This window comes from Pseudomonas sp. LBUM1673, from assembly GCF_059695645.1.
The window spans coordinates 294,189-306,022 of record NZ_CP166780.1; the positions used below are offsets into that span (position 1 = coordinate 294,189).

Sequence of the window (11,834 nt, forward strand, 5' to 3'; positions counted from 1 at the left end):
CGCGGTTAACTCCCGATCAATTGGTGATGTATTTGGCGCTGACGTAGGGCGCGTAGTCCGGCAGCACGGCCTCGACCTTGCCCTGTTCCTTGAGGAACACCGCGGTGTCGGTGATGGCTTTGGTGGTCGGCGCGCCGAGGGTGATCACCTGATCAGCCGCGAGCGGGAAAACGTTGCCTTGCAGCAACAATGGAATGTCGCTGGCCTTGGCACCGGAGAGTTTCACCAGTTTGTCGACATTGCTTTGGTTGGCGAGCCAGGCTTTTGGGTCTTTACGATAGTCGGCGTAGGCATCCAGGGTCACTTTGGCGAACGCAGTGACGATTTCCGGGTGCTTCTCGGCGAAATCCTTACGCACGATCCAGGCATCGAAAGTCGGCGCGCCAAACTTGGCCAGTTCGCCCGAGGTGATCAGCACTTTGCCGTTTTCCTTGGCCACGCCGAGCGCCGGATCCCACACGTAGGTGGCGTCGATATCACCGCGTTTCCATGCCGCGATGATCGCTGGTGGTGCAAGGTTGAGCACGGTGACTTTCGATGGGTCGATGTTCCAGTGTTTCAGCGCGGCCAGCAGGCTGTAATGGCCGGTGGAAACGAACGGTACGGCGACTTTCTTGCCGATCAGGTCTTGCGGGGTCTTGATCCCGGAACCGTCACGCGCGACCAGCGCTTCGGCCGCACCGATCTGGGTGGCGATGAGGAAGGTTTCCACCGGGACTTTGCGGGTGATTGCAGCCGTCAGGGGGCTGGAACCGAGGTAGCCGATCTGCACATCGCCGGAAGCGATGGCGGCGATGATATCGGCGCCGTTGTCGAATTTGCGCCAGTCGATCTTGGCGTTGGTGGCTTTTTCGTATGCGCCGTCGGCCTGGGCGACTTTCGCTGGGTCAACGGTGGTTTGGTAAGCGACGGTCACATCTGCCGCTTGAGCCAGGACACTCGCCGCAGCCAGAGACGCGGCCGCCAGGAGGCGAAGGGGGGAAGTCAGTTTCATCGAGGAAGCTCCTTGTCAGGCGACCGAGTGTCGGCGTGAAAAGGAGACTAAATGATATAAGAATCCGAAAATAAATAACTTTTTCGAATGACCTTATGAGCGGAAAATTCTAAGGGAGAATAGTTGTGTATCGCTTTTGTGGCGAGGGAGCTTGCTCCCGCTGGAGGCCGAAGGACTCCCAAAACCAGCGAAGGTGTGTCTGATTAAACACGGTCGCAGATTTTACGGCTGCTGCGCAGCCGAGCGGGAGCAAGCTCCCTCGCCACAGAGGTTTGCGTCTAATTACTGATCGCCAGAATACTCGCCTGATACGACCCGACAAACACATCGAAATCGCCGACTTCGTTCTGTTCCAGCTCTGTTTGCTGAGCCAACGACGAACGCGCCAATGCTTCAAATCTAGCCTGTTCTTCGCTTGAAAGTGGCTCACTGCGGAAAAACTCTGCATGCACCTGGCTCTGACGCAAGGAGAACCGGGCGAAGCTTTCCTTGTGCTCGGCCATCGCCGCCAGCACTTGAGCCGATGGCGTCAGGGACGAATCCTTGACCTTGGCCAGTTGTGCGTCCAGAGCCTTGCTGTGCGCATCGCCGCCATGGCTCTGATCCAGCAACGCCGCCAATGGCGCAATCTTCTCCAGCAATTCGCCGGCCCATTGCTTCAGGTCGACTGCTTGCCCGTCGCGTTGCAATTGCAGGCCCGGACGACGACCTTCCTTGACCACGCTGAGGAAGTTCGACGTTGCATTACCGCAGCTGTTACTGGTCAGCAGCGGGCTGTCGTTCAGTGCGCAGTACAACAGGAACGCGTCGAGGAACCGCGATTCGGTGAGATCAATGCCCATCGGCAGAAACGGGTTGATGTCCAGGCAGCGCACTTCGACGTACTGAATGCCACGGGCCACCAGCGCCTGAATCGGCCGTTCGCCGGTGTAGGTCACGCGCTTCGGACGGATGTTGGAGTAGTACTCGTTTTCGATCTGCAGGATGTTGGTGTTGAGCTGAACCCACTCACCGTCCTTGTGCGTGCCGACTTCAACGTATGGCGCATACGGCGTGGCTACGGCTTTGCGCAGGCTGTCGGTGTAGCTGGCCAGATCGTTGTAGCACGGCGTCAGGCCTGCCTGGGCGTTGCTCTGGTAACCCAGATCGCTCATGCGCAGGCTGGTGGCGTACGGCAGGTACAGGGTGTCCGGGTCCAGCTGTTCCAACTGGTGCGAACGACCGCGCAGGAAACCGGCGTCCAGCGCAGGGGACGCGCCGAACAGGTACATCAACAGCCAGCTGTAGCGGCGGAAGTTACGGATCAGCGCGATGTAGGCCGACGACTGATAGTCGCGGTCGGTGCCGTCAAAGCCTTCAGCCTCTTTGAGCAGCGGCCAGAGTTTTTCCGGCAGGGAAAAGTTGTAGTGAATCCCGGCGATGCACTGCATGGTCTTGCCGTAACGCAGGGCCAGGCCCTTGCGATAAACGTACTTGAGCTGACCGATGTTGGAGGTGCCGTAGTAGGCGATCGGGATATCTTCCTCGGCCGGCAGCGGGCACGGCATCGATGGACTCCACAGGTACTCGTTGCCGAGCTTGCTGTAGGCAAACCGGTGGATCTTGTCCAGGCTCGCCAGCGTATCCGCCGGGTCTGGCAGGGCTGGCGTGATGAACTCCAGCAACGACTCGGAATAGTCGGTGGTGATTTGTTCGTTGGTCAGCGCGGAACCCAATTCTTCGGGGTGCGGCGTTTGCGCCAGGCGTCCTTCGCCCGTCACGCGCAGGCATTCACGTTCGATGCCGTGAAGGCACTGTTCGAGCAGAGAGAGGTTAGCGCGCTCGCCGAGCAGAGCCAGGCGGCGGTTGAGAAGTTCGCTCAAGTTGGATTCCTTCACGCGTCAGTCGCCCCAATATGGGGGTGGGCAAGACGGTCTACAAGGGTGAAGTTGAAACTGGCGTTTTCGCCTGGTTTTCGGGCCGCACAGGCTTGCTGTCAGCCAGCCAAGGGTTGATCGCCGCAATCCCCTGTGGGAGCGGGCTTGTGGCGAGGGGGCTTGCCCCCGTTGGGCTGCGAAGCAGCCCCAAAACCTCTGATGTTCCAATATATTGTGAGTGCTACGCACTCAAACGGGGGCAAGCCCCCTCGCCACAGGCGCTCCCACAGAAAACTCCAGCGCTGCAGTCACAGCGCCGAAATTAACTCAAATTGATGACCACTAGCTACAGGACAGCGAACGTGCCTTGTGCTTTTGCGACCAGTTTGTCGCCTTGCATCACGTCGGCCTCGACCACCAGCGTGCGGCGGCCCGGGTGGATCACCCGCGCCGTGCACATCACTTCACCGTCGGCGACGGCGCGGATGTAGTTGATCTTGCACTCGATGGTTGCGCTCTGCTGGTCAAAGCCGTGGGTGCTGGAACAAGCCAGCCCCATGGCAATGTCCACCAGACTGAACAAGGCCCCGCCATGCAGCTTGCCGCCGCGATTGCGCAGTTCTGGCTCAAGCGCCAGGGCGACTTGCGCCACCCCGGTTTCCAGGCTGTGCAAGCGACATCCCAGCAGCTTGAAAAACGCGCTTTCGGTCAAGCCGGCCGGGATCTCCATCAGCGTTTTTTCAACTGTTTGGCGTTAGCGAACAGCGAGGCCATGGCGTTGTTGGCCGGGGCTGTCGCCGTGGTTTCCTTGCGCGGTGCGGTGTTCTGGGATTGGCGTGGTGCCGAACCCGGACGCGCGCCACGGGCACCGTCGATTTTCTCGCCCGGGGTATCGCTCATGCGCATCGACAGGCCAACGCGTTTGCGCGGGATGTCGACTTCCATGACCTTCACCTTGACCACATCACCGGCCTTCACCGCTTCGCGCGGATCCTTGATGAACTTCTCCGACAGCGCGGAGATGTGTACCAAACCGTCCTGATGTACGCCGATGTCGACGAAGGCGCCGAAGTTGGTCACGTTGGTGACCACGCCTTCGAGGATCATGCCCAGTTGCAGGTCCTTGAGGTCTTCGACGCCTTCCTGGAACTCGGCGGTCTTGAACTCGGGACGCGGGTCGCGACCGGGTTTTTCCAGTTCTTGGAGGATGTCGGTGACGGTCGGCAGACCGAAGGTTTCGTCGGTGTACTTCTTCGGATCGAGGCGCTTGAGAAAGCTCGCGTCGCCGATCAGCGAACGGATGTCACGGTCGGTTTCAGCGGCAATGCGCTGCACCAGCGGATAGGCTTCCGGGTGAACCGCAGACGAATCCAGCGGGTTGTCGCCGTTCATCACACGCAGGAAGCCGGCGGCCTGTTCAAAGGTTTTTTCACCCAGACGTGCGACTTTCTTCAATGCCGCACGGGTTTTGAATGCACCGTGCTCGTCGCGGTGGGTGACGATGTTTTGCGCCAGGGTCGCGTTGAGGCCGGAGATGCGCGCCAGCAGCGCCACGGAGGCGGTGTTGACGTCGACGCCCACGGCGTTCACGCAGTCCTCGACCACTGCGTCCAGGCCGCGTGCCAGTTTCAGCTGCGACACGTCGTGCTGGTATTGGCCGACGCCGATGGATTTCGGATCGATCTTCACCAGCTCAGCCAACGGATCCTGCAAGCGGCGGGCAATCGACACCGCGCCACGGATCGACACGTCGAGGTCCGGGAATTCCCTGGAAGCCAGTTCCGACGCCGAGTACACCGATGCACCGGCCTCGGAGACCATGACTTTGGTCATCTTCATGGCTGGGTATTTTTTGATCAGCTCAGCGGCGAGCTTATCGGTTTCGCGGCTGGCGGTGCCGTTGCCGATGGCGATCAGGTCCACCGAATGCTTGGCGCACAGGGCGGCGAGCACGGCGAGGGTCTGATCCCACTTGTTGTGTGGCACGTGCGGGTAAACCGTGGCGTGGTCCAGCAGCTTACCGGTGGCATCAACCACGGCGACCTTGCAGCCGGTGCGCAGGCCCGGGTCGAGGCCCAGGGTGGCGCGCGGGCCGGCCGGGGCCGACAGCAGCAAGTCGTGCAGGTTGTGGGCGAACACGTTGATCGCTTCGGTTTCCGCGCCATCGCGCAGCTCGCCCAGCAGGTCGGTTTCCAGATGGGTGTAGAGCTTGACCTTCCAGGTCCAGCGCACCACTTCGCCCAGCCATTTGTCGGCGGCGCGGTTCTGGTTCTGGATGCCGAATTGCTGGCCGATCATGCCTTCGCACGGGTGCATGGTGCCCGGCAGTTCATCGCCGACTTTCAGTGCGGAGCTGAGAATGCCTTCGTTGCGGCCACGGAAAATCGCCAGTGCGCGGTGGGACGGCATGCTTTTCAGCGGTTCGTCGTGTTCGAAGTAGTCGCGGAACTTGGCGCCTTCCTCTTCCTTGCCGGCGATCACGCGGGCACTGAGGGTGGCTTCCTGTTTGAGGTAGTTGCGCAGCTTGTCCAGCAGGCCGGCGTCTTCGGCGAAGCGCTCCATGAGGATGTACTTGGCGCCTTCAAGGGCGGCTTTCACATCGGCCACGCCTTTTTCGCCGTCGATGAAGCGGGCGGCTTCGGTTTCCGGGCTCAGGGTCGGATCGTTGAACAGGCCGTCGGCCAACTCGCCGAGGCCGGCTTCCAGGGCGATCTGGCCCTTGGTACGGCGCTTCTGCTTGTACGGCAGGTACAAGTCTTCGAGGCGGGTCTTGGTGTCGGCGAGTTTGATATCGCGCTCAAGTTGCGGGGTCAGCTTGCCTTGCTCCTCGATGCTGGCGAGGATGCTGATCCGCCGTTCGTCGAGTTCTCGCAGGTAGCGCAGACGCTCTTCCAGATGACGCAACTGGATGTCATCGAGGCTGCCGGTCACTTCTTTCCGGTAGCGGGCGATGAAGGGAACGGTAGAGCCTTCATCGAGTAGCGCGACGGCCGCTTCGACCTGTTGTGGGCGTACGCCGAGTTCCTCGGCGATGCGGCTGTTGATGCTGTCCATAAAACCACCTGAAAAATTGTGAAAGCAGGCTCGCAGGCGCAGAAATAAAGGCTCGGCGAGTCTGGTTGAGCGGCCTGGCGTGCGCCGCTACCTGGATCAACAGGCTTCCCGTTGACCCGTGAAATCGAACAATTACTGCCGGCGCCATGAAAAAAAGAGCGGCTACCAGCAATAACGATCAGACGTTGCCTGACACAAAAGGCCGCGCATTATAACCAGCGTTCTGACATTCGGGGGCATCGCAGGCTGTAGGCACAAAGGTCGGCTTTCTGGCGGTGAAGGAAAAATCTGCTAACAATGCACTCGGTGCGTATAACGACAGCTACGCCATAATGCGCGCCGAGATCAAAGGAGCATCCAATGAGCAGCACTGCACAAACTGCTGAAGGCGAAAAAATTCTTATCGTGGACGACGATCCGGGGCTGAGCAGCCTGCTGGAGCGTTTTTTCGTCAGCAAGGGCTACCGTGCCCGCGCCGTCCCGAACACTGAACAAATGGACCGCCTGCTGGCGCGTGAAGTGTTCAACCTGGTCGTTCTCGACCTGATGCTGCCCGGCGAAGATGGCCTGACCGCCTGCCGCCGCCTGCGCACAGCGAACAATCAGATCCCGATCATCATGCTCACCGCCAAGGGCGATGAGCTGAGCCGCATCAAGGGCCTGGAACTGGGCGCCGACGATTACCTGGCCAAGCCATTCAACCCGGATGAGCTGATGGCCCGTGTCAAAGCGGTCCTGCGCCGTCAATCGACTCCTGTGCCGGGTGCACCGGGCAGCGAAGACGAAAGCGTGACCTTCGGTGACTACGAGCTGTCCCTGGCCACCCGCGAACTCAAGCGTGGTGACGAAGTGCACATGCTGACGACCGGTGAATTCGCGGTGCTCAAGGCATTGGTCATGAACGCGCGTCAGCCACTGACTCGCGACAAGCTGATGAATTTGGCCCGTGGTCGCGAGTGGGATGCCCTGGAGCGTTCCATCGACGTGCAGATCTCCCGTCTGCGCCGGATGATCGAGCCCGATCCATCCAAGCCGCGTTACATCCAGACCGTCTGGGGCGTGGGTTACGTGTTCGTTCCGGATGGCGCCGCCACCAAGTGATCGGCGATTTGTAGGAGCGGGTCTTGCGCACGATTGTCCGCAGACTCGCGATCCGCAATATGCGAGCATCGCTCGCTCCTGCAAGTGTGTAGCGGTTATCCATGAAAACCCCCGTTTGGTTCCCCCAGAGTTTCTTCTCCCGCACCCTGTGGCTGGTGCTGATCGTCGTCCTGTTCTCCAAGGCGCTGACCCTGGTTTATCTGTTGATGAACGAAGACGTGCTGGTGGATCGCCAATACAGCCACGGCGTCGCCCTGACGCTGCGCGCCTATTGGGCCGCCGATGAAAAAAACCGTGAGAAAATCGCTGATGCCGCAACCCTGATCCGGGTAGTGGGCGCGGGTGTGCCGGAAGGGGAGCAACACTGGCCTTACAGCGAGATCTATCAGCGGCAGATGCAGGCTGAGCTGGGTGCCGACACCGAAGTGCGATTACGCATGCATTCGCCGCCGGCGCTGTGGGTCCGGGCGCCCAGCCTGGGCGATGGCTGGCTGAAAGTGCCGTTGTACCCGCATCCGTTGCGCGGTCAGAAAATCTGGAACGTGCTGGGCTGGTTCCTCGCCATCGGCTTGTTGTCCACCGCTTCGGCGTGGATCTTCGTCAGCCAGCTCAATCAACCATTGAAACGTCTGGTCTATGCCGCAAGGCAACTCGGTCAGGGCCGTAGCGTGCGGCTGCCGATCAGCGATACACCGAGTGAAATGACCGAGGTTTATCGCGCCTTCAACCAGATGGCTGAAGACGTCGAACAAGCCGGGCGCGAACGGGAATTGATGCTGGCCGGGGTGTCCCACGATCTGCGCACGCCGCTGACCCGTTTGCGGCTGTCCCTGGAACTGATGGGCGATCACAGCGACCTGACGGACGACATGATCCGCGACATCGAAGACATGGACGCGATTCTCGACCAGTTCCTGGCGTTCATTCGTGACGGACGTGACGAGTCGGTGGAAGAAGTGGACCTGAGCGATCTGGTTCGCGAAGTTGCCGCGCCGTACAACCAGAACGAAGAGAAAGTGCACTTGCGCCTGGAGCCTATCCAGCCGTTTCCGTTGCGTCGGGTATCGATGAAGCGGCTGCTGAACAATTTGATCGGTAATGCCTTGCATCACGCCGGCAGCGGCGTCGAAGTGGCGGCTTATGTGTCTGGAGATACCAGCGCGCCGTATGTGGTGCTGAGTGTCATGGACCGCGGCGCGGGGATCGATCCGTCGGAGTTGGAGGCGATCTTCAACCCGTTCACCCGTGGTGATCGTGCCCGAGGCGGCAAAGGCACAGGACTTGGATTGGCAATCGTGAAGCGGATTGCTTCGATGCATGGCGGGAATGTCGAGCTGCGCAACCGGCCCGGTGGTGGCCTGGAGGCGCGGGTGCGGTTGCCGCTTGGGTTGATGCTGCCGCGGGATGCTGTCTAAGCACGGTACACAACCTCTGTGGCGAGGGAGCTTGTTCCCGCTCGGTTGCGCAGCAGCCGCAAAACCCGGCAACCGTATTTCAATAAAAGAATACAGTTGCCGGAATCGGGAGTCCTTCGGCCTCCAGCGGGAGCAAGCTCCCTCGCCACAGGGACCGAGTAAGCTTCAACCTTTCCCTTTGGTCCGAGTCATATTCGGCCCGCCATTCTTCTCCAGATGCTCGATGATGATCCCCGCCACGTTCTTCCCGGTGGTGGTTTCAATCCCTTCAAGCCCTGGCGACGAGTTCACTTCCATCACCAGCGGCCCGTGATTGGAGCGCAGGATATCCACCCCCGCCACCGCCAACCCCATGACCTTCGCCGCACGCAACGCGGTCATGCGTTCTTCCGGCGTGATCTTGATCAGGCTCGCACTGCCGCCGCGATGCAGGTTGGAGCGAAACTCCCCCGGCTTGGCCTGGCGCTTCATCGCTGCGATCACCTTGTCGCCGACCACGAAACAACGAATGTCCGCGCCGCCTGCCTCCTTGATGTACTCCTGAACCATGATGTTCTGCTTCAAACCCATGAACGCCTCGATCACCGATTCCGCCGCGGTCGCCGTTTCACACAGCACCACACCGATGCCTTGGGTGCCCTCCAGCACCTTGATCACCAGCGGCGCACCGTTGACCATCTCGATCAAATCGGGAATGTCATCCGGGGAGTGGGCAAAACCGGTGACCGGCAAACCGATCCCCCGGCGCGACAGCAATTGCAGCGAACGCAGTTTGTCTCGCGAACGGGCGATGGCCACCGATTCGTTGAGCGGAAACACCCCCATCATTTCGAACTGGCGCAGCACCGCGCAGCCATAGAACGTCACCGACGCACCGATCCGCGGGATCACCGCATCGAAACCTTCCAGCGGTTTGCCGCGGTAGTGGATTTGCGGCTTGTGACTGGCAATGTTCATGTAGGCGCGCAGGGTGTCGATCACCACCATTTCATGGCCACGCTCCATACCGGCTTCGACCAGGCGACGGGTGGAATACAGACGCGGGTTCCGCGACAGCACAGCGATCTTCATGCAACACCTGTGGAGAAGGTAGATACCGGGAACACCGGCTTGTCTTGTACATATTTGATGCCCGGATTGACCACCAACTGGCCGTCGATCAGGGCTTTGGAACCGAGTAACAGGCGATAACGCATGGACTTGCGGCAGGCGAGGGTGAACTCGACCCGCCAGACCCGATCACCGAGGGCCAGGGTGGTGCTGACCACGTAGCGCATCTGCGCGTGGCCGTTGGAGCTTTTAATGGTTTTCATCGTCACCAGCGGTGCTTCGCAGCGCCGGTGCCGCAATTGCACCACCGTGCCCAGGTGCGCGGTGAAGCGCACCCATTGTTCGCCATCGCGCTCGAACGGCTCGATGTCGGTGGCGTGCAGGCTGGAGGTGCTGGCCCCGGTGTCGATTTTTGCCCGAAGGCCCGCAACTCCCAAATCCGGGAGCGCCACCCACTCGCGCAGACCGATAACGGTCAAATGGTCAAATGTCTTCAAAAGTGCTCAACCGGCAAAAACCGCTCAGGCCGCGTACGGCCGAATTCGCGGTATTCACGCAGAATAATGGGTAAAAGGCGACAGATATCTACTGCCCGGATTTCCATCCCTCAATTGCGGGGAATGCCTGACATTCTAATCCACAGCGTGGCGATTCATGGCACGACAGAAACGGTAGTACAGTTCATCGATATTTCAGAATGAGGTCATCCAATGGCACAAAAAAGCGAAGAGGACGACAAGGTCCGTCTCGATAAATGGTTGTGGGCCGCGCGTTTTTATAAAACACGTGCCTTGGCCAAGGCCGCGATTGAAAGTGGCAAGGTGCATTGCCGGGGCGAGCGCTGCAAGCCGGGCAAGGAGCCGAGGATCGGCGATGAATTTCAGATTCGCACAGGCTTCGAGGAGCGCACGGTGGTGGTCCAGGCGCTGTCGATCGTGCGCCGTGGCGCCCCGGAGGCCCAGGCTCTGTATGCCGAAACCGAAGCCAGCATCGCCAAACGTGAAGCGGCTGCGGCCATGCGCAAGGCCGGGGCGTTGGGCGTGAGCACCGACGGTAAGCCGAGCAAGAAACAGCGCCGGGACCTGTTCAAATTTCGCGGTAACAGCAACGACGAGTAGTGACCGCCGTCGGGCACAGACTTGCAATCGCGCGCCTGTGTAGCCATATGGGGGTATTCGCCAGCGGCGCATTCAGCAGGTGAGAAACGCCGTTCGTCGAAAAGAGAGGTTTGACCTTGCTTGGAACAACCCCGGATTGTTCATAAAATGCCTCCATGGCTGAACTTTTCGCACCCAAAAGTGCGGCAATGGCGCGATATTCATTTTTTGTAACCACTTCAGATACCCAGACTTATGACCGATCTACCGGATAACGACTACACCCAACGCTTCATCTTCGATGACAGCGATACCCGCGGCGAGCTGGTTGGGTTGGAGCGTAGCTATGCTGAAGTCCTCGCCAAACACGCCTATCCGGAGCCGGTCGCGCAACTGCTGGGCGAGCTGATGGCGGCAGCAGCGTTGCTGGTCGGCACCTTGAAGTTCGATGGCTTGCTGATTCTTCAGGCCCGTTCCGAAGGTCCGGTGCCGTTGCTGATGATCGAGTGCTCCAGCGAGCGTGAAATCCGTGGCCTGGCTCGTTACGAAGCCGACCAGATTGCCCCCGACGCGACCCTTGCCGACCTGATGCCCAATGGCGTGCTGGCGCTGACTGTCGACCCGACTCAGGGCCAGCGTTACCAAGGCATCGTCGACCTCGACGGCGGGACCCTGTCGGAGTGCTTTACCAACTACTTCGTCATGTCCCAACAGACCAATACCCGCTTCTGGCTCTACGCCGATGGCCGTCGTGCCCGTGGCCTGTTGTTGCAGCAATTGCCTGCCGACCGTCTGAAAGACGAAGAAGAACGCGCCGCCAGTTGGCAGCACATCACCGCCCTGGCCAGCACCCTGACCGCCGATGAATTGCTGAGCCTGGACAACGAAACCGTGCTCCATCGCCTCTACCACGAAGAGCAGGTGCGCCTGTTCGACGTGCAGAAACTACGCTTTCGTTGCAGCTGTTCCCGGGAACGCTCGGGCAATGCGCTGGTCAGTCTTGGTCTGGAAGATGCTCAGGAACTGGTCGTCGAACATGGCGGCCGCATCGAGATCGATTGCCAGTTTTGCAACGAACGCTACCTGTTCGATGCCGCCGATATCACCCAATTGTTTGCCGGTGCAGGGGTCGATTCGCCGTCAGATACCCGGCACTAAAACGTTTCAGTACAGGTAAATTCACTGCTTAACGCCGGAATAACGCCGTTCTGACGGGAGGGCCCTACACTTTTTGGGCTTTTCTGGCATAATCCGGCCCACTTTTTTC

10 protein-coding genes are annotated in these 11,834 nt (G+C 60.0%); 4 read left to right on the forward strand and 6 right to left on the reverse strand.

Annotated elements, in window-relative coordinates; genetic code table 11:
* Positions 1 to 16: 16 nt before the first annotated feature.
* The 4 genes from tauA to ACA044_RS01310 form a co-directional block, all read right to left on the reverse strand.
* Entirely contained in the window at positions 17 to 994 is a 978-nt protein-coding gene (tauA, locus tag ACA044_RS01295) for a taurine ABC transporter substrate-binding protein (RefSeq protein ID WP_497444825.1), read from the reverse strand.
* Positions 995 to 1,272: 278 nt separating this feature from the next.
* The gene (gshA, locus tag ACA044_RS01300) at positions 1,273 to 2,856 is read right to left on the reverse strand and encodes a glutamate--cysteine ligase (protein WP_497444826.1); all 1,584 of its coding nucleotides are present in this window, start codon (positions 2,854 to 2,856) and stop codon (positions 1,273 to 1,275) included.
* Positions 2,857 to 3,196: 340 nt separating this feature from the next.
* Positions 3,197 to 3,580, reverse strand: a complete 384-nt coding sequence (locus ACA044_RS01305) for a PaaI family thioesterase (RefSeq protein ID WP_008076564.1) — start codon at positions 3,578 to 3,580, stop codon at positions 3,197 to 3,199.
* On the reverse strand, positions 3,580 to 5,904 hold the full coding sequence (locus tag ACA044_RS01310) for a Tex family protein (RefSeq protein ID WP_497444827.1): 2,325 nt from the start codon (positions 5,902 to 5,904) through the stop codon (positions 3,580 to 3,582). Before ACA044_RS01310 ends, ACA044_RS01305 begins: the two co-directional genes overlap by 1 nt.
* A 360-nt stretch (positions 5,905 to 6,264) precedes the next feature.
* On the opposite strand from ACA044_RS01310, the gene ompR reads away from it, so the two are divergent.
* Positions 6,265 to 7,005, forward strand: a complete 741-nt coding sequence (ompR, locus tag ACA044_RS01315; protein WP_497444828.1) for an osmolarity response regulator transcription factor OmpR — start codon at positions 6,265 to 6,267, stop codon at positions 7,003 to 7,005.
* 101 nt (positions 7,006 to 7,106) lie between these two features.
* Positions 7,107 to 8,420, forward strand: a complete 1,314-nt coding sequence (locus ACA044_RS01320) for an ATP-binding protein (RefSeq protein WP_497444829.1) — start codon at positions 7,107 to 7,109, stop codon at positions 8,418 to 8,420.
* 165 nt (positions 8,421 to 8,585) lie between these two features.
* On the opposite strand, the gene rimK is transcribed toward ACA044_RS01320, so the two are convergent.
* Both rimK and rimB read right to left on the reverse strand, forming a co-directional pair.
* A complete protein-coding gene (rimK, locus tag ACA044_RS01325; RefSeq protein WP_008005189.1) occupies positions 8,586 to 9,491 on the reverse strand; it encodes a 30S ribosomal protein S6--L-glutamate ligase in 906 nt (301 codons plus the stop codon).
* On the reverse strand, positions 9,488 to 9,967 hold the full coding sequence (gene rimB / locus ACA044_RS01330; RefSeq protein ID WP_497444830.1) for a retropepsin-like aspartic endopeptidase RimB: 480 nt from the start codon (positions 9,965 to 9,967) through the stop codon (positions 9,488 to 9,490). Before rimB ends, rimK begins: the two co-directional genes overlap by 4 nt.
* A gap of 213 nt (positions 9,968 to 10,180) precedes the next feature.
* Between rimB and ACA044_RS01335 the strand changes: the two genes are divergently transcribed.
* Both ACA044_RS01335 and hslO read left to right on the forward strand, forming a co-directional pair.
* Positions 10,181 to 10,588: an RNA-binding S4 domain-containing protein gene (locus ACA044_RS01335; RefSeq protein WP_497444831.1), complete on the forward strand. Its 408-nt coding sequence runs from the start codon at positions 10,181 to 10,183 to the stop codon at positions 10,586 to 10,588.
* 234 nt (positions 10,589 to 10,822) lie between these two features.
* Positions 10,823 to 11,725, forward strand: a complete 903-nt coding sequence (gene hslO / locus ACA044_RS01340) for an Hsp33 family molecular chaperone HslO (protein WP_497444832.1) — start codon at positions 10,823 to 10,825, stop codon at positions 11,723 to 11,725.
* Positions 11,726 to 11,834 lie beyond the last annotated feature (109 nt).

Excerpts from the sequence above, each read along its gene's own strand:
- hslO (WP_497444832.1), top strand. The coding sequence starts at position 10,823 with ATGACCGATCTACCGGATAACGACTACACCCAACGCTTCATCTTCGAT.
- ACA044_RS01320 (WP_497444829.1), top strand. The coding sequence starts at position 7,107 with ATGAAAACCCCCGTTTGGTTCCCCCAGAGTTTCTTCTCCCGCACCCTG.
- ACA044_RS01310 (WP_497444827.1), bottom strand. The coding sequence starts at position 5,904 with ATGGACAGCATCAACAGCCGCATCGCCGAGGAACTCGGCGTACGCCCA.
- rimK (WP_008005189.1), bottom strand. The coding sequence starts at position 9,491 with ATGAAGATCGCTGTGCTGTCGCGGAACCCGCGTCTGTATTCCACCCGT.
- ompR (WP_497444828.1), top strand. The coding sequence starts at position 6,265 with ATGAGCAGCACTGCACAAACTGCTGAAGGCGAAAAAATTCTTATCGTG.
- tauA (WP_497444825.1), bottom strand. The coding sequence starts at position 994 with ATGAAACTGACTTCCCCCCTTCGCCTCCTGGCGGCCGCGTCTCTGGCT.
- ACA044_RS01305 (WP_008076564.1), bottom strand. The coding sequence starts at position 3,580 with ATGGAGATCCCGGCCGGCTTGACCGAAAGCGCGTTTTTCAAGCTGCTG.
- ACA044_RS01335 (WP_497444831.1), top strand. The coding sequence starts at position 10,181 with ATGGCACAAAAAAGCGAAGAGGACGACAAGGTCCGTCTCGATAAATGG.